The following is a 23,633-nucleotide window of genomic DNA, read 5'->3' as shown; positions in this document are numbered from 1 at the left end:
CAACCAATGGCATTAAAAGCAGGCGACAAAGCACCAGACTTCGAGGTAAGTGACCAAAACGGAAAAACAGTAAAGCTATCTGACTTCAAGGGCAAAAAGATAGTACTCTACTTCTACCCGCAAGACAATACACCCACCTGCACCGTGGAGGCCTGCAATCTTAGGGACAATTATACTACCCTGAAAGCCAAAGGCTACGAGGTGCTGGGCGTGAGCCCTGATTCCGCCAAGAAGCACACTAACTTCATCAAGAAATTCAGTCTGCCTTTCACGCTGCTGGCCGACACCGACAACAAAATCATTGAAAGCTACGGTCTGTGGGCGGAGAAGACCACCTTTGGCCGAACCTACATGGGCGTCCTAAGAACTACTTTCATCATTGACGAGAAGGGCATCATTGAACGCATCATCGACGACGTGAAGTCGAAGGAGCATGCCGAGCAGATTTTGGGGTAATTTGTCCCTAAAACTTCCTATTTTGCTGGACACCTAAACATCCAGCAAATGAAAATACTGCTCATTGTCATTTTCCTACTTTCATCAATAGCTTCGTTTTCCCAATCAGCCAAAAAACCTCTCAAAATCGGGGTGGCCGGCCTCATCCATGGCCACGTAGGCTGGGTGCTTAATAAGGCCAAAGCGGGCGACGTGGAAATCGTGGGCATTGCGGAATCCAATAAGGCATTGGCAGAAAAGCTTTCAAAACAATATGGCTTCTCCATGTCGCTGGTGTACCCTACCCTCGACGAAATGCTTGCCAAAACCAAGCCCGAGGCAGTCACTGCCTTCAACGACATTTACGGCCACATGGAAGTGGTGGAGAAGTGCGCTCCCAAAGGCATCCACGTGATGGTGGAAAAGCCCCTGGCCATGAGCTACGACCATGCGAAGCGGATGAAGGCGCTGGCCGACAAACACAAGATTTTTCTGGTAACCAACTACGAAACCACCTGGTACGCCACCACGCAGGAGACCCTCACCAAAGCAGCGGCAGGCGACCTGGGCACCCTGCGCAAAGTGATGGTGAACGACGGGCACCAGGGCCCTAAAGAGATTGGCGTGGGCAAAGAATTCCTCGACTGGCTCACCGACCCCAAGCTCAACGGAGCCGGTGCTTTGATCGACTTCGGCTGCTACGGAGCCAACCTCCTCACCCACCTGATGAGCAACGAAAGGCCGCTGTCGGTAACGGCAGTCACCCAAACCAACAAGCCCGACATCTACCCCAAAGTAGACGACGAGGCGACCATACTGGTGAAGTACCCCGGCACCCAGGGCGTCATTCAGGCGTCGTGGAACTGGACGTTTAGCCGCAAAGACATGGAGGTGTTTGGTACCAACGCCTATATCAAAACGGTAGATGGCACCCGCATGAGCCTGCGTGCAAAGCAATCAGACCCCGAGCAGTCCATGACGCTGGAGCCCATGAAAACACCGTTTAATGATCCGTTCGACTTTCTTACGGCTGTCATCAGGGGTGAGACTAAGCTCAACGACACCGTGCAGGGTCGGCTTTCGTCGCTGGACAACAACATGGTGGTGGTAGAGATACTTGACGCTGCTATCCGCTCGGCGAAGGAGGGGAAAACGGTGGTGCTGGAAAGGTAATGATCACGTGAAGAGGCTAGGCAAAGTTTTGTCGCTCCGGCTTTGCCGAGTGACAGAACTTTGTCGAGCGCTACCACAATCATGTTAAGCATTTAATTGCTATGACATTTTAAAAATTGCGGCTATTTTCATTGTCATGTCTGAACTACGAAAAGCCACCACTGATCACCCTTATTTTCTGAGTATTCCCGTGGTTGGCTGGATAGATGTGTTTACCCGTCAAAGATATTGTGATAAGATTATTGAGAGCCTGACGTTTTGCACACAGAACAAAGGCTTGGAAATTTTTGCTTACGTAATCATGCCAAGTCATCTTCATATGGTTGCAAGAAGCCTGAAAAGTGACCTCAACCACATCGTCAGAGATTTTAAAAGCTTTACTTCAAAAGAGATCATTAAGCAGGTCAAAAATGAACCAGGAGAAAGCAGAAAGGAATGGATGATCGAAATATTTCAGGCGTATGCCAAACGATATAAGCAGAATACCAATTATATGTTTTGGCAAAAAACCAATTTTCCTGTTGAGCTAAGCTATCCGGCTATCCTTGATCAGAAAATAGACTATATCCATAGAAACCCTGTGGCTGCCGGGTATGTGATTGAGCCTGAAGCGTGGTATTATAGCAGTGCTTGTCCGTTGTCACCGTTAAAGGTGAGCGAGTTGTGATGCGGCCAGAGGCCTTTAACAGCGGCGTTTTTAAAAGAAAAATAGAGACATGTCACTCGGCAAAGCCGGAGCGAGATAAAAGGTAAGTCACTCGGCGAAGCCGGAGCGACAAAGAAAAGAGCAACCGAAAACTATTCCCCGCACCTACCTGTTTTGTTCTTTTTTAAACCACAATGAGCCAATCAACCATCCAACCGTCTACCTTCCAGTTTCTCACTGATCTCTCTGCCAACAACAACCGGGACTGGTTTGCCCAGCACAAAGGCCGGTATCAGGCATCGCTTGAGAATATGGTGGGCTTCGCCGATGCGCTGCTGGCTGAAATGAACAGGCACGACCTGATCGAAACGCCGTCAGGAAAGAAGGCGCTGTTCCGCATTTACAACGACGTGCGTTTCAGTAAAGACAAGTCGCCCTACAATGCCCGCTTTGCCATGTCGTTCCGGCGGGCGACCAAAGAACGGCGGGGCGGCTATTACCTCAACCTCAAGCCGGCCAACTGTTTCCTCGCCTGCGGATTCTTTAACCCCAATCCTGAAGACCTGAAGCGCATTCGCTTCGACATAGAGGACGACTATGAGGGCTGGCAGAAGATTTTAGGTTCGAAAGCCATAAAAAGCGCTTATGGCGATATGCAGGGAAATACCGTCGCCACTGCACCAAGAGGCTATTCCGTCGACCACCCTGCCATTGAATTGCTGCGACACAAGTCCTTCATCTTCCGCCACACCTTTACGGACGAAGAGGTGCTATCAGAAAACTTTCTCCAGGAAGTAAGCCGGGTTTTCAAAGCGATAAGACCCTGGCTCGACCATATGAGTGAAGTGCTGACTACAGACCGGAATGGGGTGCCGCTGCCATAGCGGATCACTTTTCCAGTTCGTTTCCGCAAACACAGCAGTACTTCGCCTTCTTGATGTGATCAGTATTGCCGCAATGCTGGCATTGCCTGCTGGTATGCCCAGAAGTATTCAGGGCATTGGTGCTTCCTTTGGCAAGCTCCACGGTCACTAGTCCGGTAGGCACAGCAATCAGGCCATAACCAGTTACCATTAGTATGGTCGCTAGAAACTGCCCCAGGGTAGTTTGGGGGGCAATATCGCCATAGCCAACAGTGGAGAGCGTTACAATGGCCCAGTAGATACTTCGGGGTATGCTGGTAAATCCGTGCTCCCGGCCTTCGATGATATACATCAATGTGCCCACAAAAACGCTGACGATGACCACGAAGAAGAGAAAAACGATGATTTTCTTCGAGCTTGATTTCACTGCCTCACCCAGCTTGCTGGCCTCACCCATAAACTGCACCAGCTTCAGCACCCGAAATACCCGCAACAGCCTGAGCACCCTGATAATGGCCAGTGCGTGGCTGCCAACAAAAAATATGCTGAGGTAAGTTGGTAAAATGGAAAGCAAATCGATCATGCCGAAAAAGCTAAAGACGTAGGCGGTCTTCTTGTCTGAGGTCCACAGCCGAAGGCCGTACTCAATTGTAAACAGTCCCGTGATGATCCAATCAAGTTTGTAGAAAAATGCAGCCCACTCCCGATTGATCTCACTTACACTCTCCAGCATAAGTATGGTGATGCTGGCCACAATGAGGATAAGGAGCGCTATGTCGAAACCCCTGCCAGCGGGTGTGTCTACCCCGAATATGATCCTGTGGAGTTTTTGTTTGGTCGATTGCATAATAAAGAAGATAATGCCAGGAACTAGTAATGTGAAGCTAGCAACTTTTAAGAAATAAGTTGTTTATTCAACTCTCCTATTAATGGTTGTAACTGAAGAACCTGTTCCTCAGTCTAACCAATTGTATACATCGTAAAGCTATTCGGAGTTGTCGCAAACTGTGGCATTTCATGGCCTAAGGGTTGTCCACTTTAAACAATTTACGCATGCAAAAAATAGTGCCCATTTTCATACTGACGTTGTTGACTTCAGCCAGCGTTGCCCAGACATACACGGATAGTCAGGTGAAGGAAGACTTGCAATTTCTTATCAGCAAAACCGAAGAATTTGAACCGGCACTTTATCTCTACAACCCGGACTTTAAGGAAAAGGCGGATGCCATTGTAAGTTCGGTAGTAAACGACATGTCTGTCCTGGCTTATTTCAGTCTGGTTTCCAAAATCGCATCTCTGGCAAACGAAGGACACTTTAACCTTGGCGACTGGAACGACGTGGCACACAAAGGGTTTGTGGACAACACCTACAAGTACATGCCGCTGTCCGTCAAAATCATTGGTGACAGTATTTTTGTTTGGATCAACAGCGCCAACAGCGAAGAACTCCAGCGGGGAGATGAGATACTGTCGATCAATGGACGACCCTCAGCTGATATCATCGCAAGCATACTGCCCTGCATCCCCTCCGACGGCCACATAGAGACTTATCAGCTAAAAAACCTAACCATAGGCTTTCCCTGGATGTATTACCTCTATGTTGAGCAGCCGGAAAGCTTTGCTTTCGAGTATGAAAGGCAAGGACAACGCAGCACTGCAACCATCGAGGCATTGACCAGGGAGGGGTGGATGGCCAACTACCAGCAACGAAAGTCTGCTGCGCCAGAAGAAGAACCTGATGTAAAACAGGTTTATGAGTTTGAGATAAAAGACGATGTGGCAGTTTTGACGCTCAAGGACTTTACCCGATCCCTTGTTGAAAAATATGACCTTGAGGCAGGTAAGCTATACGAGGAAATATTTGAGCAACTAAAGACTTCCCAGGTCTCCAGCCTGATCGTAGACCTCCGGGACAACACAGGCGGCAGAAATGAATTTGCTGACGACCTGATTCCCTTTATTATGAAAGAAGCGGGGAAGGAACTTTTCAAAACTACAGAATCGTGGAAAGGCAAAAAGAAGGATTATTCATTACCAAAAATCGATAAGCTTGCCTTCAAAGGAAATATCTATGCGCTGGTGAATGGGCGAACCTACTCTGCCGGAGCGGAAATTGCCAGGTATTTGAAAGAGTACGGAAATGCAACGGTTATTGGAGAGGAAACGGGCACCCGGTACGAGGGGTTTGCTGCGGGCTCAACCCAAAGCATCGTTCTTCCAAATTCAGGCATCCGAATTGGCATTCCGAGATATCATTTGGCCTTCCCGCCCTCTTCCAGCCAAAAGACCAGCAACAGGGGGCTGCTGCCCGACCACGAAGTGAGTTACACAATAGAAGATTTGATGAACGAAAAGGATCTTGAGATGGAGGTAGCCCTTGGCCTCATCAAGTAACGGATAGCAGCGATCAAAATGACTGAGGATTACAACGCCGACATCGCCCACCATTGCAATGCCTACCGCCCACCTCTGCATCAGCTGATCCTTGCAAAGTGCCTGAAACCTGGGGCAGTTTATGGCAATGGGCTTGACATCGGGAGCGGCACAGGGCAATCGAGCATCGCCTTGGCCGACTTTTGTGAAAAAGTGACAGGAGTTGAACCCAACAAAGAAATGTTGATGCAGGCCATCGACTACCCCAGCGTGAGTTATGTACATTTTGATGGCAAAAAGCTGCCTTTTACCGATAGCTCGTTCGACATCATCACCTTTGCGGGCTCGTTGTTTTATGCCAGGTCGCTAGGGATGCTCGACGAGGTGGTAAGGGTGTGCCAACCAAAAGCGACGATAATAGCTTACGACTTTGAGGTGCTCTTTCAGCAGCTACCTTTTGGGTTTGATCTACCTGTGGAAGCGGTTGACTATGATCACCGGACCAACTTTTCCGGCCTCGAAATGAATGGTTTGAGAGAAACCAACTCTTTTGTCAGTGACTACCAGCTTACGGTGAGCACTGAGGAGCTTGGACATTTGCTGTTGTCGGCAAGAAGCTTTTATGAATATTTTGCTGAAAGGTATGCTAGTTCCGAGCCATTTGTTTTGCTTGTGAAAGAGCTGAGCAATCACGCCAACACGCACTCAATTGATGCCAGGTTATATGCAACGAACTACATAGTCAGCAAAAAGTAAGTTTGGGTTCCAACAGACTACAAAAGTTTGGAAGAACGGAGACAGCTGAGTGTCAAATTAGTCTCGCCTGGGCTCGGATGCCTGTGCCACTGCAAAACTTTTGTAGTCTTCCCTCTCGGACTTCTCTTTATTCCCGGCGGCTGACTTTTGCCTCCTTCATCAGGATGTGGATTCACCACCATCCTGGGTTTATTACGTCCTTTCAGGGCTCGCATACATCAAAGTCCTGAAAAGGCGGTATAGTTTTGAACAGCACTTTGCTCAATGCTCCCAGCTTGCTCCTGGTTTCACTATGGCCTCTACCCCCCGGTCTTACTCTCTCTTCTTACTTCCTACCCGACGGCTGGCTTTTGCCTCCTTCATCAGGATGTGGCTTCACCACCATCCTGGGTTTATTACGTCCTTTCAGGGCTCGCATACATCAAAGTCCTGAAAAGGCGGTATAGTTTTGAACAGCACTATGCTCAATGCTCCCAGCTTGCTGCTGGTTTCACTATGGCCTCTACCCCCCGGTCTTACTCTCACTTCTTGCTTCCTACCCGGCGGCTGACGGTTGCTGCCCTACTGCCCAGTGCTACCGTACCGACGCCTGAACTCCTCGCCCCTCGAAGCATTTAGCTAGGTAGGACACTCTACTACTAAACATTGCCACCAAGACACTAAGCCTTTTCTTCTATCGCCAGTCTTCAAACCCCTGTTTCCCTCCCACTTCTTACTTCCTACCCGGCGGCTGACGGTTGCTGCCCTACTGCCCAGCGCTACCGTACCGACGCCTGGTCATCTTCCGTCTCCGGTCTTGTCCGTCTTCCGTCTTCCGTCTCCGGTCTTCCATCTTCCGTCTCCAATCTTCCGACTTCCTTGCCCGCCGTAGCCTTTGGCGTAGGTGGGCTAAACCACCACCGGCTCCTTATAATACTTATTCCTGTACTCTATCGGTGTCAGGCCTGTAATTCGCTTGAACACTGTTCTGAATGCCTTGGTATCAGTATACCCCACGTCGTACATGACCTCGTTGATGTTCTTGCGGCTCTTTTCAAAGCTTCGCTTGGCAGCCTCTACTTTCACCCGTTGTATGTACTCCACAATGGTGTTGTTAGTCGCCTTCTTGAACCGGCGCTCAAAACTGCGGCGGCTGACTGCGAACATATCCACCAGCTGGTCGACGGAGATTCGCTCCGCCGAATTGTCTTCAATAAAGTCCTGCGCCTTTTTCACTTCCGGATCGTTGTGGTCCTTCTGCCCGTTGAACATCATAAAGGCTGCCTGGCTTTCTCTGTCGATGTCTATAGCAAAGTATTTGGCCGCCAGGATCGCCGTGTCCCGATCCGTGTATTTTTCCAGCAGGTACAGCAGCAGGTTCCAATAGGAATTGGCACCGCCGCTCGAATATAGCCGGTGCTCTTCGGTGATAATGCTGCCGTCTACCAATTCAACGTTGGGGAACGTTTCCCGGAACTCGTTGGCAAATGCCCAGTGGGTGGAGCAGCGTTTGCCTTCCAGCAAGCCGGTGGACGCCAGCAGAAACGCACCCACACAAAGAGAGGCTATCTCTGTACCCTCATTGTATTTATTCACCAACCATGGAATGGCATCTTTATTAACTTCTACTGCCTGTTTCATGTCACCAAACAAAGCGGGAATCACAATCAGATCCGTTTTGCCAACATCCTTCATCAACTTGTCGGTATGCACGGAAAAAGCACCATCGTGCAGCTTCACGTCCTTTGTAGCACCCACAAGGTGAACTTCAAAAAGTGGCGCTTTGCCAACTGCCTGCAAAAACTGGTTGGCAGCGGTGAACATATAGCGGGGGTCGGCCACCGCTTCCATCACGGCTGAGTTAGGCACGAGGATTGAAATACTCTTCATTGGGATGAAATTTAGCCTGATAAAAGTAGCTAATTCATCTGGCGGAATCAACCCATCAAATTGCCGTTTTCACACCCCGATAAGCGATGCTCCCGAAGCTAGTTTTGTAAGGCTGACAAATGCTGATAAATGGCTCATTTGATTACATACCTGACCTTCAACGGCAACTGCCGGGAGGCGATGAACTTCTACCGTGACTGTCTGGGCGGGGAGCTAAGGCTTGAAACAGTAGGTGAATCACCTGCTCCTGCTCAACTTCCCCAGCCAATGAGAGAGTGCATCCTGCAGGCCACTCTGGCAAAGGACAATCTAGTGCTGATGGCCACCGACATGGTGGGCGAAGAAGGCCTGAGCCGGGGCAATGCCGTATCCATTCTCATAGACTGCAACAGCAAAAAGGAGCTTCAGCGCTACTTTAAGAAACTGTCCGACAAAGGCCAAGCCACTCACCCAATTGGAAAGACCTTTTGGGGCGCCTGGTTTGGAGGGCTCACCGATAAGTTTGGTAACCACTGGCTGCTCACCTGCAGAGACTAAGCAAAGCTCGCTGCTTCACAGCTTCTCTATCTCATCACAAGTTTCATGAATTTTCCTTCCTTACTTCTTTTTGCTGCCCTCTGCTATATTTGCGGTTCACTCTTGAACGATGAATATAGGGCTGCTTCAAATTTTACTTTTTGCAGGCTGCATCCAGGCAATTCTCCTGGCCACATACCTATTCTTTCATTCTGCCATCAGGGGTTCCCGGCTGTTCGGCTTTCTGCTATTGTTTCTGGCCATCCACCTGTTTCTTGTCGCTAACGACAGGCAGGAGTTTTTCATGCAATTCCCCCACCTTTTGCACGTCACCTGGCTGGTGCCCGCACTTTACGGCCCCATCATTCTTATTTTCGTGCGGCGAATCACGAGGTATTCCCTTAAGCCCTCACTTGTGGAATGGCTTTACCTTGTCCCCTTTGTGCTATTGGCAATCTATCACATGCCCTTCTACCTCCAATCGGCAAGTGAGAAACGGGCCTATATTACAGACTTTGCCCTTTCCGTAAAGGACGACTTTGGGCTGATCAATCAGCTAGTCAACGTGCTCCATATCACCTTTTTCTCCGCCTCTCTTTGGTTCTACAATCTCTACCGAAAAAAGATCCTGAACTACGCTGCTGCCGAGGAAACCAGGCTCCTGTGGTTGGGTAATTTTCTTTGGATCAATCTCGCCATTGTGTGCATAGGTGTGGCGGTGTTTTATGCCAGAAAATACAACCTCTCTTTTCTCGGCGCTATTTATCCTTACCATTTTCTTGGAGTCATTTTCCTGATCTACTGGTCGGCCTATAAGCTTATCCGGCAGCCTGCTATTTTTCAATCAGAGACAGAGGAAGGAGGCTTCGCAGAAGTGTCGGAAGTGCCGCTGGCGCCAGAAGCTGTTAGGCCGGCTACAGAACAGCACCGGCAACTGGCCAGCGACATCAAAAAGCTAATGGAAGAAGAAAAGCTGTACCGAACGGCTGGCCTCACACTACTCGACTTGTGCGCAAAGGTGAAGTCCAACAAGCAATACGTTTCGGAAGCTATCAACCTGGTGTTTGGCAAAAACTTCTACGACTTCGTGAATGAGTACCGGCTGAAAGAGTTTACCGACAAGCTTGAAAGCCAGGAAGACCAAAACCTTACGCTGCTGGGTATCGCCTCCAATGCGGGCTTTAACTCCAAGGCCACCTTTAATGCAGTGTTCAAGAAACACTATGGTGTAACACCCTCGGAATACCAAAGGGGAAATCACAAAACTCAAATAGCAAAACTCAAATAAGAACCAAGGGGGAAATTCCAAAGCTCAAGCTGCAAAAAACAAATGAGAACCAAGGGGGAAATTCCAAAGCTCAAGCTGCAAAAAACAAATGAGAACCAAGGGGGAAATTCCAAAGCTCAAGCTGCAAAAACAAATGAGAACCAAGGGGGAAATTCCAATCATCAAGCTGCAAATAACAAATGAGAACCAAGGGGGGAAATTCCAATCCTCAAGCTGCAAATAACAAATAAGCTTCAATCAGGCACCAACAGAAATGTCAAACCCCTCCTTGGCTTCATAAGCCAACTTTGATGTTGCAGTGTGTAAGCGACGAGGTTGGAGTTTAGCCAATTTGGATTTTATTTGAGTTTTGGCCCTTGCTATTTGAGGTTTCTCCCCTCAATGCGTCCGAATTGACCAATTCGGACGATCAGCTTTCAACTCCCTCCGTATATCAGCCAGTCAAAAAACTCAAAACCATTATGAAAAAGAATGTACTCATGGGGCTGATGCTCCTCGGCTGGGGAACAGTGGCCCAGGCACAAACAAAGCTCTCGCTTTCGGTGCCGCTGCTCGACTTGCCGCAAAACACCCAACTTCCCCACCGCTACCCTTCCATGCACCAGGCCCTTCAGTGGAGCGCCGATGTGTACGACGTGAGCTTCTGGGGTATCGATGCCGCCAGCAATGCCCTGTTCGACAAAAAATGGACGCAGACCGGCTTCAGCTATGCCACCGGCCTGCTTTTCAGCAAGTATGGCAGTGAGCTGCCCCTGCCGCTTGGCGTATGGGGGCATGAAGAATACCACCGCTCCGTACTTGGCACTAAAGGCATTGCCAGCAAAAACGGCAACTGGATTTTCCACCGCTGGGATGGCACCGTGTATGGCCCGTCGGACGAAGACCTGGCCAACCTGAAGGCTACCGACAACAACGCTCTGCTCTACGCCTACACGGCGGGTGTGCAATACGAAACGCAGCTCACCAAAACCAGCGTGATGAACGACTTCTACAATGAGCGCAGCTTCTACAAAGCTCCCCTGTACCTCTACAACGCCCATTACGTGTGGAACTACTTCCGCTTTGCCACAAGCATTCATTCAGACTCAGTAAAGGTGATAGCACCTAAGTTTGAACACAAAGAGGCCACGCAGCGAGACTTCGCCGGTGCCGACCTCACTGCCTGGGCCTACGACATGTTTAACCCCAATGCGTCGTACTATGACCGTGACGACTTCCCCAATGGCGAGGGCGAAAACCGCCGAATTGGCTTCCACGACTTGTCGGAAGAGGCGCAGAAATACCTGGTGAAACAGAAACGATTGTCGCTCCTCAATTTTTTAAATCCGGCCATTATACTGGTCAATCGGATCCGGATCAATGAGGAGCTGACAATTCTTCCCTTTGTTCAGTACTCTCCTACCCATTTTGGCAACAGCATCTCGCTCAATATGCCCTTCACCTACAAAGGCGACGGCTACTTTTTGGGCGTGAATCGCTTCGCCAACTACAAACACGCCTACTACGGTGTGGAGGCGGGCGTTTACCAGCGGCCCATCGATGCACTGCAAGGGCTGAGCATGTCGTGCACGGTGAAGATCTGGAAGCAACCCAACAGCTTCTTCGGCAGCAAGGCCAGCTGGGGTGGTGCCATCAAATGGGGCGTGGCCTACGCCGTGGCCGACCGCCTGGCCCTCACGCTCGACGTAACCGGCAAAACGACGGGATGGCTCGAAGGAAACCCTTACCTGAAACGCAACTTCAATCCGGTGCTGGGCTTCCAGTATATCGTGCCGGGGTTGAACAGCGGGAGGCTGTAACACTAGCGAACCATGATGAGCACACAAAGCCACCTTTTTCGGTGGTTTTGTTGTTTTTAGTGCCCGGCCAAATATGACCATCGTTTGCAACGAGGTTCTGCGAGAGGAGCGATTGCATCGCTCGCCAGTGCCGGTGGAACCCGCCGCCGGAACCCGACACCGGAACGCCATCCCCCTGATAGTGGCAGTGAGCCGTTCTAAAGTGCTGCTAAGTCTGGGGGATTTGTCACTTCGCTATCGCTCCGTTTCGAAATGACGGCGTGTTATGGAGGCTTTGGTGGGCAGGCGGCATGGCTAAGGCACAAAAACCCGTATTAACTATCGCCATTGCCGACACTTGTTCTTTATCGCTGGTCTTTCTTGCCCTTGATTTTCTCCTTCAATTGATCGAGCTGGGCTTCGTACTCGCTTGATTCTTCCATTTCCGATGCTACCGATAATTTGAGCGCCTTGTCCAATGCTGAAATGGCTTTGTCAAGCTGATTATTTGCCTCGTATGCCTTTGCTAGTTCGCTTAAAGCTTCTGCTGACTTTGGTCGATACTCCACCCATCGCTCAATCACTTCTACCGACTCCTGTACTCTCCCATCCCGAAGTAGCCTTGGCCCCACTCTGCTTAAGCTGTTCCCGCTGTTCCACCTCTCTGCCTTAGGCAATATTTCAAACCCGTACTCCGACGAAAGACGCTGAAAATAGTCATCTATGTTAGCCATTGCATTTCCCGGTGCCTCGATCATCTCATGATACTTTGCGAACCATTTATCTTTAGGATATATCATCCCCAATGCTTCCTCCAAAGCAGGCAACGCAACATCGTAATGCCCTTCGTTTTTAAATGATTTTGAGACAAATTGAAAATGAGCAGTGCGGTAAGGAGACAGCCGCCTTTCCAATTCTTCCAAATTGGCTTTGATCATCGGTGAGTCGCCATTGCCGTCCGAATCGGCAGATGTTACATACAGGTAGCCCTTCTTGTTTGGGGCATTTTGAAAGTCATTTACAATGACGTCGATAAGGCTTTCTCCATCATTATATCCCATACCCAGCACATCGCCAGCGGCAATGGCAATGTGGGCATCAAACAGGTCTGGTTCCTTGGCAAAAGTGTGCAAGGCATACATAGATGTGACAGACAGCCCCATGATCAGGTTGAAATCGTTTGCCCTGAAATTGCTTTTCAAATAAGGCAAAAGCTCTTGCCTCAAGTAGGCAGTGAACGAATCCGGGTTTTCTCCAAAGGGAAGTTGCTTCCAATCCTTTGGCCAAAAATCGCTGCCATTGGTATAGAACTTTGGGATGTGCGGGCCATCTGCGAGACTCACCACAATCGTTTCAGGTATTCTTTCTACAGCGCTTAAATGCTTCACTACCCCCGAAACCATCAAAAAAAACTCATCTTCAAGGAGGAGAAGCACTGGGTAGGTATGCTGTGCCGACACCTCATAAAAGCTCTCGGGAAGGAAAACATTGACCCTTCTATCCTCATTCAGAATATTTGAATGCAACACATACTGCTGCGCAAAAGTGAGTGGTGCATACTCTTTTGCGGCTAATTCATTGTTGTTCGATTGTGCGTGAGCAACACCGTAAGAGCTAAGCAGTGCTGCCAGGCAAAAAGTACATTTCAATTTCATTGTGGTTTAAGTTAACGAGCGTCAGACACCGGCCCGAATAAGACCCTGCGCAAATTCAAAAAAGTAAAATAACTTATCTTCATTGAATAAAAATACACAAAGTGGCCGGGACTGCAACTCCCTGACGATGTCAACCTCTTGCAACTGCCCGGCTCACCCTTTCAGCTCATACCCTTCCCCGGCAATCCCCGTTTGCACCTCCCCGGCCCGTTTGTAAGCTGCGATGATCACGCCGGTGCTAGTCACTACAGTTTCCGTCAGCGTAAATGCCCCGGGAACAGCCCCGTCGTTAAACAGTCTCTTTCCCTTGCCTAGCAGCAGGGGGTGGATTTTCAGCCGTAGCTCGTCCACCAGGTCGTGTGCCAGCAGCAACTGCACCAGCTCACCGCTGCCCCATACGTGGATGTCACGGCCTTCGCCCTCTTTGATCTTTTTGATGTCGGCAACGCCCGTGACCACCTCTGAGTTTTTCCACCCCGCCACCATCGGGTGCGACTGGTTGAGGCGCTTCGAAAGCACATACTTCATGCCTTCGTTAATACCGGGCCAGAAATCTCCGTGCTTAGGCCAGTAGGCAGCCCAAATCTCGTAGGTTTTTCGGCCCAGCAGGTAGTCGGCGGGCTGCAGCTCTTTTTTGATTACCTCATCAGCTATCTCGTCATCAAAGGGTGCCACCCATCCTCCGTATTTGAAACCTCCTGATGGGTCTTCCTTAGGCCCACCGGGCGCCTGCATCACGCCATCCAATGTGATCATTGACAAAACGACTATTTTTCTCATGCTGTTGTTATTTGTTGATGATACAAATCTTGCAAGGAAGCGCATCATTCCAGCAGTGCAAACACGACAATGGCAGGGGCTGAATGCGGAAAGGGTGCTGTTCGGGTCACGCAAACCTGCTTGGATTCAAGGCCTGAGCACATGCAGTCTTCCCCCCCACTCACCGCACCACAAACCCATGCTTTGCCAAAAACTGGTCGGTTCGCTCCATGATCTCCTCATCGAATAGCGTCGAATACTTTTCATTATCCAGCCCCAGGTAATGCTTCCTGCCCTTGTAGGTCACCACCTCAAACTCATTGCCCTGTGCTTCCGTTTCCCGCTTAAACATACTGACCGTCCAAAAGTTGACCGTGGTATCGTCCAGCCCGTGGAACTCGATGGCAGGCGGCATATCGGGCCTGATGTTGTGCCGGGGCGAAATGGCCCAGATCATGTGGCGCTTTTCGCCCAGCATATCGTCGCACCAGGCCTCCATGGTGTTCACCGTGGACGAATAGAGCAGCATGACGGTAGGCCTGGGACTGATGGCCAGGTTATCGCTGGCCTCGTTGATGGTGTCGCCCAGGGCAGTCATGAGGGTGAGCTGCCCTCCCACCGATTGTCCGCCTACAGCAATCATATCGGGGTTGATGTTGAGCCGTTTCGCATTTTCTCGCACCCACCGCACCGCCGACCGGGCATCCTTTACGCACTCCACCGGGGTAATATTGGGGTTGGGCACACTTCCGTCTTCATTGACCGACAGCCGGTACTCAAACGAAAAAGTGACAAAGCCCTTCCCGGCATATCGCCTGCAAGCCCCGTGAAATTCCTTGGGATCACCAAACGCCCAGCCTCCTCCATGAAAAAAAACAATTGCTTGCCGTGGCGACGTGCTTGACCCGGCCGGAGTAAATACATCCACCGACAGCGCCGTGGTGTCAATGCGCTTATATACTTCCTGCGTTTCGGTTACGCCTGCGGGTTGGGAATAAGCTGCGCAGTGCACGCACAGCAGCAGCAGGATGTTCAGTTGGCGGCTCATGATCATTGGGGGTTAGGTTTCACCATGCCTGGTTGGCTTGTGGTGAAGTTACAATTTGTTAGGGTGAAAGTCGATAGGGGTAGATGGCGGGCGGTGGTGGCTGGAGAAGTGCTACACTCTCCATAACAGCATCATACCGATTGCGAGGAACGAGCGAGGTATCTCCGAGATGATGGCAGTGGGGAATAGTGGAACGAGACACAGTCTCACACCAGCATTCAGTGTTATTGGCGAGCCTAGCTGCTCGGACTAGCGGGGACGCTTGCACCAAAGCGGGTGGTTAAACCCTAAGAATCTCGGCTTCTCCGACGACTTTTGGCCCCTCGTGTATCCACCATTTCGTTCCAGTGTTCAAATACTTTTCAATTGATTGCCCGGAAAGGAACTTAACAGTCACTATTTCTTCGGCTCCCAGTTGTATCCAATCCTTTTCGAAAGAAATTTCTCCAATGTATGTCGATAAAAGTTTTCCATCACGATCATATTCGAAAACGTGGTTTGGTCGATAGCCAGTCTTGATGCCTGATTGGCGCCCACCCTCGTCGGTAGTCTTAAGCCGCAACTTTGCCTGAATTGCTATGAGGTTGCTATTGTTCATTATTCGGATCCGTCGAATCGTCATGCCCACTTACCGTCAACATCTGGCCCGTCAGTGTGGGAATTTTATGCGGCTCCGCTTCCACTAGCATTTAGCCATTCAACTGATAAAATTAACTTTTGTGGCGGACAATCCAAGCGAACCGATAGTTGACGAATAAGTACAGCCTCAACCCATCCACCGCCTCCAAGCCAGCGTCATCCCGATTGCGAGGAACGAGCGAGGGATCCCCTTGGTAATGGCAGTAGGAATTATGAGCTCGGCTGTAGGTCTGGGGGATCCCGTTCCACGTCGGCTCCGCTACGCTGCGATGACGGCGGCTTTGGGGGCTTTGGCGGTAAGGCGGCATGGTTGAGGCACAGCCTTCAGTAATGATACGAGACACAGTCTCGCACCAGCGTCCAGTGTCATTGGCAGGCCTAGCTGCTCGGACTCGGGGTTCTATTTTACAAAGTTTCCAACTTCAATGTCCAAGGCCGATTTGTAGTGTTTTATTGAAACTCCAAATATTAAGTCATCATCAACGTCACCTTTACAAACTAACGCTACCACATTTCCATCGCTGTCGATGATCGGTGCTCCGCTTGTGCCCTTGAAATACTCATGTCCAGGATGTTTTCTGGGAAGTTTGAATTTATATAAGTCTCCCGTTTTTCCCTCAAATTTCATATCTAAGACAAGCCTATTTTCTGCGAATAGGAACCAGCCGTCTGAGCTAAACATTGTTGTTCCCGAAAATCCATAAGTATTGGAATCACTAGGTTCTATCTCAAAATCTAGTGTTTGAATTATTCTCGGAATCGAAACGGTTGTCTCACCCCTTGGACTTAGTTCGTTATAAAATGGGGCAATTGTACTTGGTACGGTCGCATAAGAAAAGTCCACGTCACTTACTATTCCAGTATCAATGTTGCCTGTTTCTAAGAACATCATAACGCCTATTTGATACGCCTCTGTTCCAATACCGCTTTTGCCTCGTACCTCAATTGCCCAGTTTCCTTGATTTTTTGTTGCATGAGAAACTGTTAGAACTAGTCTCTTGTAATGATAGTCTATAAGGCATCCCGAGGCAAAACCTATAGGCATTTTGTCCGTCCCTAGCTGCCGCAAAGGAACACTCGATAGAATGAGTTCTGCTGCCCAATCGTCTTTGCTCATCTTCTAACTGTCAAATTTGTCTCTTGCCCTCTTCTGAAATTCATCTGCTTTCCTTTTAAGTTCAGCAAAATCTACTGCTTCCCATGTTTCTGTTTGTAGATTATATTTTAGTTCAACGGATTTCTTTTCTGAAGATGGATCAACATAGTTTTCATTGCCAAAAACTTCATCTCTCTTTTCTGTCGTTAATGCTTCAAATGCCTTGTCAACAACGCTTTCTATAAGACTTTCGCTAATATCACCTTCTATATTTATGTTAACGACCCGGTCGCTAGAGTCCTCATAGCGAACTTTGATTTTTTTGAGCTTTGAGTTTGCGGTTTTATATGACTTGATTTTATCAAAATTCAACGTAATCACTTTTTTCCAAAGTCCAATCACACAGGTTTTTAAGACATCATATAATGCAGGAGCAAGGAAAATTGAATAAGGGTTGTCTTTGATAAAGATTATGATGTCTGCAATCTCAGGTCCAGAAAAGCTGTAAAACTCCTCTTTGTCCTTATCTTTTTTTAAAGAGGTGCTCAAAACAGGTTTGACCGAAGTCTCAACTTCCTCAATCCATTCATCTGGAATGTAATGTTTGTAGGTAATTATGATTTTATTCTCCTCTTTCATTTTTATTTTTTTTTAAGGGCCAACATCTGAGTATGAACCGATCCATACTCTCCCTATATATTTCTTAAGAGATATCTAAAATTCCATCAATTCCCCCAATAAAGCTAACTCTATCCCCCCCAAGCTTCTAATATACCAAAAAATAGGTCTGAGATTACCTACATCGGATCGAATCAGCGAACTTAAATCTCTCAACGCCTCACACCAAGCCGGTGCCTCCTTCAATTTTTGGCTTTCTTATAACCCCCTCACTATCAACCCCCTGCACATCTGCGGCAGCTTTGCTCAAGTTGAGCAAACCCAAAACAAATCTGCAGCAGTCTTGCTCAAGCTGAGCAAGGGCAAAACAAACTTGCGGCGGCCTTGCTCAGGTTGAGCAAACGCAAAACAAATCTGCGGCAAGCTTGCTCAAGCTGAGCAAATGCAAAACAATGCTGCGGCGGCCTTGCTCAACTTGAGCAAACCCGTCACACAACTGCAGCAACCTCCCCCCAATTTCCGGGAAGGCCCTGCTGGTCACGTGGCCTCTACATTTTTCATAACTGCCCCCTGCACTAGTGCTTGGCCCTATACTTACCGTTTTCTCAAATGATCAACGTTGATTTATTCCGTTATTCTTGACAGATGTTCATAAAAACAGATGATTAATGTATTTTCAATAAATTATATATTGATTCAATGAATTTTTTTACTATCATGTTATTGAAATCCCCTCCTGCGGAGGGTCATAAGTAGTATTCACTTAAACTTTTTAAATCTTATGATTGAAAAAATCCACATTGCTGCGCTGCGCAACAGCGAGTTCTCTCAGTTCATCAACGATGTGCTGAGCATTGTAGGCAAACACACGCCAGCCGCCCTGCAGGTAGAAAAGCAGGCCAACCAGCTGCGCCGGGTGATCAAAGAAGCCGATGCCCTCTTCAAAGTGAAAACGGGCTTTAAGGGCACCGAAAAGCTGGCCGAGCTCGACCAGCGCCGTGACAAAACCATTACGGGCATCACGCAAATTGCCAACGGCATGACCAACCACCCCAAAAAGGCCATGGCCCAGCATGCGGAAACTCTCTACAAGCACCTTAAGCGCTACGGCGGCGGGGCAGTGGCCCGGGAGAATTATGCGGCAGAAACGGCCATTATCAAAAGCATATTGAAAGACTGGGCCGCCCAGGCCGACCTGAAGGCTGCCGTCAAGGCCCTGGGCCTGGAGGAATGGCAAACGGCCCTGGAAAGCGAGAACAATGCCTTCAATGAGCAGTACCTGCTGCGCAACACCGAAATGAGCGATGCCTCGCCCGACACCCTGCGCACCAAGCGCCTGGAGGCGGCAGAGGCCTACATCAATCTGCAAAAACACATCAACGCTCGTTTCATCCTCGAGGACGGCGCCGAGCCCTTCGGCAAAGCTGTGAAGGAGGTCAATGCGCTGATTGGGCAGTACACCAACCTGCTGGCCAGCCGCAAGGGCCGCAGCGATGCCGGTGAGGAAGAAGAAACTGAAGACGTGGCCATGGCACAGGAGACAACTGCTGCGGAATGATATTTTTTTCCATACTCATGCATAAAAAGGGCGCTCGGTAGGGTGCCTTTTTTTGTTGGGGCGGGGGTCTGCATTGGCTAAGGGATACCATCCCTGGCTGTAGGCATTTATCATAAGATCTTTGTATCATCAAAGACCAAATTTAGCCAGGTGGACCGGTATCACTACCGTGCGGGCAGACGGGAGAAAGCAAGCGTTCTTACCTCGTAGCGAATAATTAGCTAATGATGACAAAAAAGAATATGTATCAATTCAAAAGCATGGCTGTGATTTGGCTGTGCTTTTGTTCGTTCTCATTAAAAGCTCAAACTAATCCAACTGACGAACTCCTGGGATTTAATCGGCAGTGGCGTTTTTCTGCGGCAGCCGTAGCGTTTAACAAGCTCAAGCTTTCTCATCAGGGCACTGAGCATTTGTTATCTCTCCCCACCTTGAGCGGAGAGCTTACTGTCTCCTATCTGCACCATATAAAGAATGATTTTAGCCTGGTGCTGGGCGCCGGTTTGGGCGTAGCTCCTTACAATATCAAGTTTCGTTTCGATGCACCGGAGGGCAGTCCATTTCATTTCGACAACGGAAAGCCTTTTGAGTTACAGCTGTTCCACAATGAATACGACGGCCTTTATTTTCAGATTCCTGTGTCTCTTCACAAGGTGTTTCGCACGTCAGATAAACACAACTATTCTCTGGAGCTGGGCACTAAACTGAACCTGCAAAACATTGAGCCTGCTGCGCTTCCTTATCAATGGGAGTATAGCTCGGAGTATGAAATCAACGGCAATAATGTACCGCTGTTTACCTCAAGCCAAACCACTAACAAGGGCATTGCCGCAATGAGCTATTTTGCGAAGCTGGGCATTATACGATCAACGGTTAACCAACACACCCTGGAATATCGACTGATATTTAACTGGTCGCCTTCAGCGATAAGGAAGGGCAGCTATGAATTTCAAAACCTGCCCTACACCAGCCGGGGCACCACAGAGCAACACATCAACTTTATCGGCTTTGAATTTACCTACGGTCTAACGACGCTGCTTCGGCTGGGTGAATGATTATGATGCCGACTCAGGCCGCCTTAGCTTACAATCTGGCATAACGAACATAGGAAGTGAATTTATATGCCTGCTGGCCAGCCGCAAGGGCCGCAGCGATGCCGGTGAGGAAGAAGAAACTGAAGACTTGGCCATGGCACAGGAGACAACTGCTGCGGAATGATCTTTTTTTCCATACACATGCATAAAAAGGGCGCTCGGTAGGGTGCCTTTTTTTTTGGGGGGGGAGAAAAGCGGGAGTGCATCCGCCCTATCCAAAGGCACGTCATACCTGCCAGCCGGAACAACGTGTAGGCGTGGCCGATTGCGATCCCGATAGCGGGAGAGCGAACCGACGCCGGAACGGTATCCCCTGCGTAATGGCAGTAGGCACTATGAACTCATCTGTAGGTCTGGGGGACTTCGTTCCACGTCGGCTCCCTCCTTCGTCGGAATCGAAGTGACGGCGTGTTATGGGGGCTTTGGTGGTAAGGCAAAATACTTGAGGCGAAGCATGAGCACAGCCACCCTACCCAAGGGCACGTCATGCCGATTGCGACGAAGGAGCGAGGCATCCCCAAGATGATAGCAGGAGGTATTATAGGTTCAGTTGTATATCGGGGGGACTCCGTTCCGGCGTCGGGTTCCACGTCGGCTCCGCTACGCTGCGAAGTGACGGCAGTCTGTGGAGGGTTTGGTGGTTGGGCGGCTGGTAAAAAAAACTAGTAGTATCTACTCCAGTGTATCAAACAAATCCCTCCACTCAGGATTCATCGCTTCAATAAGAGCAATCTTTTTTTCCCTCCGAAATTTTTTCACTTCCTTTTCTCTGGCAATAGCCTCCTCAATAGAATGAAATGACTCGAAGTAAACCAGTTTTACGATGTTATACCTCGAGGTAAAGCTTTTGGGGTAAAACTTAGTCTTGTGTTTGTGGACTCTGTCGATCAAGTCTGAGGTGACACCGGTGTAAAAGACGGTGTGATGTGCGTTCGTCATGATGTAAACGGCTCCTCCTTTTTCCATCGGATTAAGATAGTTAAAGATCAGAGAAATGGTAAGTGACTGAGAAATAATCTGAATATCAACTCTCTCCACACCAGCGTCAGATCGATTGCGATCCCGATAGCTATCGGGAGAGCGAGCCGACGTGGAGCCCAACGCCGGAACCCGACGCCGGAACGGGATTCCTAGGGTAATGGGCGTAAGCGGTTCTAAAACTCTGCCAACATCATGGAGATTTCTCCGCTCCGCTGCGAAATGACGGCGTGTTATGGAGGCTTTGGTGGTAAGGCGGCATGGGTAAAGCTCTGCATTAGCACAACCGACCTCACCAGACCAGCGTCATGCCTGCCCGCCGGAACAACGTGTAGGCGTGGCCGATGGCGATCCCGATAGCGGGAGAGCGAGCCGACGTGGAACCCGACGCCGGAACGGTATCCCCGTGATGATGGCAGTAAGCCGTTTTCAAAACACTGCCAGGTCTGGGGGACTTCTCCCTCCTTCGTCGGAATCGAAGTGACGGCTTGTTATGGAGGCTTTGATGGTTGGGCGGCTTTTGCCTCATCCCACCCTTTTCAGCAAAATAAAATCCCATTGCGTATATTTATCGATCAGCTATTGTTTCGACTACTTATGATTGACAAAGTTCACATCAACTCACTGCCCAACAGCGATTTTTCAAAGTTCATGAATGAAGCGCTGGGCATCGTCGCCAAAAACGATCCGGCAGCCCTGAAGGTGCAGAAGCAGGAAGAAAAACTCCGAAAAATAGTTACCCAGGCCGACTCGATGTTCAAAATAAAAGAAGAGCTCAAGGACACTGAAAACCTCGCCCTACTCGACCTGCGCCGTGACCGGGCCATTACCGGCATCATTATGTATGTGAATGCCCTCACCAATCATTTTGATGAGAGCACCGTGCGCAGCGCCGAAAAGCTCAGCAGTCATTTGCAGGATTGTGGCGGTGAGGCCATTGCAAGGGAGAACTATGCCAGCGAAACAGCTTCTATCAGAAGAATATTGAAGGACTGGGAAACAAAGCCCGTGCTGAAAGTGGCCGTGGCAGCGCTGAAGCTGGAGGGTTGGGCAAAAGCACTTGAAGCAGATAACAATGCCTTCGACGACCAGTACCAGGCCCGCAGTGGCGAAATGAGTGCGGCATCGCCTGATGCTATTCGCACCAAGCGGCTGGAAGCGATAACGGCCTACTACGAGCTATGCGAGCACATTGCGGCCTACCACGTGGTGAAAAAGGGTGCCGAGCCTTTCAGCAAAACGGTGAAGGAATTGAATGCGATTATTAAGCGATACAACAACCTGCCAGCTCGTTAAATGACCTGGGCCATGTGAGCACGGACAATGCAATGAATCCAGGCATTCAAGACATTTTTGAGTTAATGCCAGGCGATATTGAAGGGATTCAGTCTGTTTACGGAATGAAATAACAAACTGCCTCCAACGGTCGCTTTCAGCCCATACAACCATCCCACCATTTCACTGGTCTTGCTGTATATGCACTTATTGAGATACTTACACCTACCCACGCTAATCGCCGCTTTTCTCCTGCTCGCCAGCCCCGTGCTTTTTGGGCAGCAAAGTTATCAGCGCTACCATCAGCAGGTCAACGCTGCCGGGCAACTAATTGCTGACCACCGATTTGAAGAAGCACTATCGGCTTTCGATGTCATTTTTGAGTCCTATGATTTTGTGTTTGTAAGGGACTACAAAATAGCCACGCAACTGGCACTAACCACCAGCGACAAGGCCAGGGCCCATACCTATCTCCGGCTCGCCTTGCAGGCAGGGTGGACACCCAAACAAGCCGGGAAAAACAAGATCGTCCGCCCCCTGCTGAGAGAGGTGTCAAAACAAGAGGCGGACTCGCTGATGAAGCTGCATGAGGCGACAATGGATGTGCCGCTAAGGGAGTATGTGCATGCGATGTTCAAAGCGGATCAAAAAATGGCCATGAAGGCGCTGCTCAAGTTGGGGCAAAAGGCAAAAATCCGGTACAACGAGGGCCGGTTTGCTCCGCATAGCGAAAATCAGATGGCCAAAGTTATCGAGCTGTTGAAAAGCCACGGATATCCGGGAGAGCGGTTCATTGACAATGATTTCTGGCTGTCGACAGTGCTCAGCCATCACAATTCCATTTCGTCAGCGTACAACAAAAGTGACACCCTCTACCACCACATACGACCTGCTTTGCTTGCGGCTATCGACAAGGGGCAAATGTCGCCCTTTGAGTTTGCACTGATTGACAACTGGAAAACTGCGGCTGAAAGCGATCATAGTGAGGTGTCGTACGGATACCTGGGCCCCGCACTGGATAGCCTGACGGTTGAAACGGCCGACTCCTTGCGACGACAAATAGGCTTGCGAAGTATTGCATTAAGAAATGCCCTGGTTGAAATACAGACCGAAACCGGCATCGACTTTTACCTGCCGGGATCGCCGTGGCAGCACGGAAAAATTGTTGTGACCAGCCCTCAGCAGGATCGAGCCGACGGGAAGGCTTTTTGACGTC

General features: G+C 49.5%; 24 protein-coding genes. 15 read left to right on the top strand and 9 right to left on the bottom strand.

The genetic code is table 11. The features are described from left to right. Positions 1-6 precede the first annotated feature (6 nt). The 4 genes from bcp to RIF36_RS22640 all read left to right on the top strand — a co-directional run bounded on the left by bcp (position 7) and on the right by RIF36_RS22640 (position 3,138). Positions 7-456, top strand: coding sequence for a thioredoxin-dependent thiol peroxidase (bcp, locus tag RIF36_RS22655; RefSeq protein ID WP_350087895.1), 450 nt, complete (start codon positions 7-9; stop codon positions 454-456). A 48-nt stretch (positions 457-504) separates the two neighbouring features. Further along, positions 505-1,608: a Gfo/Idh/MocA family protein gene (locus tag RIF36_RS22650; RefSeq protein ID WP_350118965.1), complete on the top strand. Its 1,104-nt coding sequence runs from the start codon at positions 505-507 to the stop codon at positions 1,606-1,608. Between the two features lie 136 nt (positions 1,609-1,744). Next, positions 1,745-2,275: an REP-associated tyrosine transposase gene (locus tag RIF36_RS22645; protein WP_350118962.1), complete on the top strand. Its 531-nt coding sequence runs from the start codon at positions 1,745-1,747 to the stop codon at positions 2,273-2,275. Positions 2,276-2,448: 173 nt separating this feature from the next. After that, entirely contained in the window at positions 2,449-3,138 is a 690-nt protein-coding gene (locus RIF36_RS22640; protein ID WP_350118959.1) for a DUF2461 domain-containing protein, read from the top strand. Positions 3,139-3,142: 4 nt separating this feature from the next. Here RIF36_RS22640 and RIF36_RS22635 read toward each other — a convergent pair whose 3' ends face one another. Then, positions 3,143-3,964, bottom strand: a complete 822-nt coding sequence (locus RIF36_RS22635; protein WP_350118956.1) for an ion transporter — start codon at positions 3,962-3,964, stop codon at positions 3,143-3,145. A gap of 206 nt (positions 3,965-4,170) precedes the next feature. Between RIF36_RS22635 and RIF36_RS22630 the strand changes: the two genes are divergently transcribed. Next, a complete protein-coding gene (locus tag RIF36_RS22630; RefSeq protein WP_350118954.1) occupies positions 4,171-5,511 on the top strand; it encodes a S41 family peptidase in 1,341 nt (446 codons plus the stop codon). Positions 5,512-5,529: 18 nt separating this feature from the next. After that, positions 5,530-6,246, top strand: coding sequence for a class I SAM-dependent methyltransferase (locus RIF36_RS22625; protein ID WP_350118951.1), 717 nt, complete (start codon positions 5,530-5,532; stop codon positions 6,244-6,246). Between the two features lie 888 nt (positions 6,247-7,134). Here RIF36_RS22625 and RIF36_RS22620 read toward each other — a convergent pair. After that, positions 7,135-8,115 (bottom strand): GlxA family transcriptional regulator, encoded by a 981-nt coding sequence (locus RIF36_RS22620; RefSeq protein ID WP_350118948.1) that lies wholly within the window; start codon positions 8,113-8,115, stop codon positions 7,135-7,137. Positions 8,116-8,244: 129 nt separating this feature from the next. Here RIF36_RS22620 and RIF36_RS22615 point away from each other — a divergent pair, with 129 nt between their 5' ends. From RIF36_RS22615 to RIF36_RS22600, 4 genes are all read left to right on the top strand, one after another. Beyond that, positions 8,245-8,652: a VOC family protein gene (locus RIF36_RS22615; RefSeq protein ID WP_350118945.1), complete on the top strand. Its 408-nt coding sequence runs from the start codon at positions 8,245-8,247 to the stop codon at positions 8,650-8,652. Positions 8,653-8,761: 109 nt separating this feature from the next. Further along, positions 8,762-9,919, top strand: a complete 1,158-nt coding sequence (locus RIF36_RS22610) for a helix-turn-helix domain-containing protein (RefSeq protein ID WP_350118942.1) — start codon at positions 8,762-8,764, stop codon at positions 9,917-9,919. A gap of 461 nt (positions 9,920-10,380) precedes the next feature. Further along, entirely contained in the window at positions 10,381-11,718 is a 1,338-nt protein-coding gene (locus tag RIF36_RS22605; protein WP_350118939.1) for a hypothetical protein, read from the top strand. A gap of 73 nt (positions 11,719-11,791) precedes the next feature. Beyond that, positions 11,792-11,974 carry a hypothetical protein gene (locus RIF36_RS22600; protein ID WP_350118936.1) on the top strand — a complete coding sequence of 61 codons (183 nt, stop codon included), beginning with the start codon at positions 11,792-11,794 and terminating at the stop codon, positions 11,972-11,974. 88 nt (positions 11,975-12,062) lie between these two features. Here RIF36_RS22600 and RIF36_RS22595 read toward each other — a convergent pair whose 3' ends face one another. The 6 genes from RIF36_RS22595 to RIF36_RS22570 form a co-directional block, all read right to left on the bottom strand. Further along, positions 12,063-13,352, bottom strand: coding sequence for an alpha/beta hydrolase-fold protein (locus tag RIF36_RS22595; protein ID WP_350118933.1), 1,290 nt, complete (start codon positions 13,350-13,352; stop codon positions 12,063-12,065). Between the two features lie 153 nt (positions 13,353-13,505). Continuing rightward, positions 13,506-14,132 (bottom strand): dihydrofolate reductase family protein, encoded by a 627-nt coding sequence (locus tag RIF36_RS22590; RefSeq protein WP_350118930.1) that lies wholly within the window; start codon positions 14,130-14,132, stop codon positions 13,506-13,508. Between the two features lie 160 nt (positions 14,133-14,292). Continuing rightward, on the bottom strand, positions 14,293-15,159 hold the full coding sequence (locus tag RIF36_RS22585; protein ID WP_350118927.1) for an alpha/beta hydrolase: 867 nt from the start codon (positions 15,157-15,159) through the stop codon (positions 14,293-14,295). A 280-nt stretch (positions 15,160-15,439) separates the two neighbouring features. Continuing rightward, positions 15,440-15,757, bottom strand: a complete 318-nt coding sequence (locus tag RIF36_RS22580) for a hypothetical protein (RefSeq protein ID WP_350118924.1) — start codon at positions 15,755-15,757, stop codon at positions 15,440-15,442. A gap of 441 nt (positions 15,758-16,198) precedes the next feature. Continuing rightward, positions 16,199-16,915: a hypothetical protein gene (locus RIF36_RS22575; RefSeq protein ID WP_350118921.1), complete on the bottom strand. Its 717-nt coding sequence runs from the start codon at positions 16,913-16,915 to the stop codon at positions 16,199-16,201. 3 nt (positions 16,916-16,918) lie between these two features. After that, positions 16,919-17,533, bottom strand: a complete 615-nt coding sequence (locus RIF36_RS22570) for a hypothetical protein (RefSeq protein ID WP_350118918.1) — start codon at positions 17,531-17,533, stop codon at positions 16,919-16,921. A gap of 760 nt (positions 17,534-18,293) precedes the next feature. On the opposite strand from RIF36_RS22570, the gene RIF36_RS22565 reads away from it, so the two are divergent. The 3 genes from RIF36_RS22565 (at position 18,294) to RIF36_RS22555 (ending at position 20,288) form a co-directional block, all read left to right on the top strand. Beyond that, the gene (locus tag RIF36_RS22565; RefSeq protein WP_350118915.1) at positions 18,294-19,070 is read left to right on the top strand and encodes a DUF6261 family protein; all 777 of its coding nucleotides are present in this window, start codon (positions 18,294-18,296) and stop codon (positions 19,068-19,070) included. A gap of 224 nt (positions 19,071-19,294) precedes the next feature. Next, entirely contained in the window at positions 19,295-20,125 is an 831-nt protein-coding gene (locus RIF36_RS22560; protein ID WP_350118912.1) for a hypothetical protein, read from the top strand. Further along, on the top strand, positions 20,118-20,288 hold the full coding sequence (locus RIF36_RS22555) for a hypothetical protein (protein ID WP_350085695.1): 171 nt from the start codon (positions 20,118-20,120) through the stop codon (positions 20,286-20,288). The genes RIF36_RS22560 and RIF36_RS22555 overlap by 8 nt, the downstream gene beginning before the upstream one ends. A 548-nt stretch (positions 20,289-20,836) precedes the next feature. Here the strand turns inward: RIF36_RS22555 and RIF36_RS22550 are convergent. Further along, positions 20,837-21,202, bottom strand: coding sequence for a GIY-YIG nuclease family protein (locus RIF36_RS22550; protein WP_350118909.1), 366 nt, complete (start codon positions 21,200-21,202; stop codon positions 20,837-20,839). Between the two features lie 498 nt (positions 21,203-21,700). Between RIF36_RS22550 and RIF36_RS22545 the strand changes: the two genes are divergently transcribed. Further along, on the top strand, positions 21,701-22,438 hold the full coding sequence (locus RIF36_RS22545; RefSeq protein WP_350118906.1) for a DUF6261 family protein: 738 nt from the start codon (positions 21,701-21,703) through the stop codon (positions 22,436-22,438). Between the two features lie 180 nt (positions 22,439-22,618). Further along, on the top strand, positions 22,619-23,629 hold the full coding sequence (locus RIF36_RS22540) for a hypothetical protein (RefSeq protein WP_350118903.1): 1,011 nt from the start codon (positions 22,619-22,621) through the stop codon (positions 23,627-23,629). Positions 23,630-23,633 lie beyond the last annotated feature (4 nt).

This window comes from Imperialibacter sp. (assembly GCF_040222815.1).
Lineage (GTDB): Bacteria > Bacteroidota > Bacteroidia > Cytophagales > Cyclobacteriaceae > Imperialibacter.
The sequence above is the reverse complement of the archived record's forward strand: the minus strand, read 5'-3'. Positions and strand labels throughout refer to the sequence as shown.

Bases quoted from the DNA above. Each gene is read 5' to 3' on its own strand.
- bcp (WP_350087895.1), top strand. From the start codon at position 7: ATGGCATTAAAAGCAGGCGACAAAGCACCAGACTTCGAGGTAAGTGAC.
- RIF36_RS22650 (WP_350118965.1), top strand. From the start codon at position 505: ATGAAAATACTGCTCATTGTCATTTTCCTACTTTCATCAATAGCTTCG.
- RIF36_RS22645 (WP_350118962.1), top strand. From the start codon at position 1,745: ATGTCTGAACTACGAAAAGCCACCACTGATCACCCTTATTTTCTGAGT.
- RIF36_RS22640 (WP_350118959.1), top strand. From the start codon at position 2,449: ATGAGCCAATCAACCATCCAACCGTCTACCTTCCAGTTTCTCACTGAT.
- RIF36_RS22635 (WP_350118956.1), bottom strand. From the start codon at position 3,964: ATGCAATCGACCAAACAAAAACTCCACAGGATCATATTCGGGGTAGAC.
- RIF36_RS22630 (WP_350118954.1), top strand. From the start codon at position 4,171: ATGCAAAAAATAGTGCCCATTTTCATACTGACGTTGTTGACTTCAGCC.
- RIF36_RS22625 (WP_350118951.1), top strand. From the start codon at position 5,530: ATGACTGAGGATTACAACGCCGACATCGCCCACCATTGCAATGCCTAC.
- RIF36_RS22620 (WP_350118948.1), bottom strand. From the start codon at position 8,115: ATGAAGAGTATTTCAATCCTCGTGCCTAACTCAGCCGTGATGGAAGCG.
- RIF36_RS22615 (WP_350118945.1), top strand. From the start codon at position 8,245: ATGGCTCATTTGATTACATACCTGACCTTCAACGGCAACTGCCGGGAG.
- RIF36_RS22610 (WP_350118942.1), top strand. From the start codon at position 8,762: ATGAATATAGGGCTGCTTCAAATTTTACTTTTTGCAGGCTGCATCCAG.
- RIF36_RS22605 (WP_350118939.1), top strand. From the start codon at position 10,381: ATGAAAAAGAATGTACTCATGGGGCTGATGCTCCTCGGCTGGGGAACA.
- RIF36_RS22600 (WP_350118936.1), top strand. From the start codon at position 11,792: ATGACCATCGTTTGCAACGAGGTTCTGCGAGAGGAGCGATTGCATCGC.
- RIF36_RS22595 (WP_350118933.1), bottom strand. From the start codon at position 13,352: ATGAAATTGAAATGTACTTTTTGCCTGGCAGCACTGCTTAGCTCTTAC.
- RIF36_RS22590 (WP_350118930.1), bottom strand. From the start codon at position 14,132: ATGAGAAAAATAGTCGTTTTGTCAATGATCACATTGGATGGCGTGATG.
- RIF36_RS22585 (WP_350118927.1), bottom strand. From the start codon at position 15,159: ATGAGCCGCCAACTGAACATCCTGCTGCTGCTGTGCGTGCACTGCGCA.
- RIF36_RS22580 (WP_350118924.1), bottom strand. From the start codon at position 15,757: ATGAACAATAGCAACCTCATAGCAATTCAGGCAAAGTTGCGGCTTAAG.
- RIF36_RS22575 (WP_350118921.1), bottom strand. From the start codon at position 16,915: ATGAGCAAAGACGATTGGGCAGCAGAACTCATTCTATCGAGTGTTCCT.
- RIF36_RS22570 (WP_350118918.1), bottom strand. From the start codon at position 17,533: ATGAAAGAGGAGAATAAAATCATAATTACCTACAAACATTACATTCCA.
- RIF36_RS22565 (WP_350118915.1), top strand. From the start codon at position 18,294: ATGATTGAAAAAATCCACATTGCTGCGCTGCGCAACAGCGAGTTCTCT.
- RIF36_RS22560 (WP_350118912.1), top strand. From the start codon at position 19,295: ATGATGACAAAAAAGAATATGTATCAATTCAAAAGCATGGCTGTGATT.
- RIF36_RS22540 (WP_350118903.1), top strand. From the start codon at position 22,619: ATGCACTTATTGAGATACTTACACCTACCCACGCTAATCGCCGCTTTT.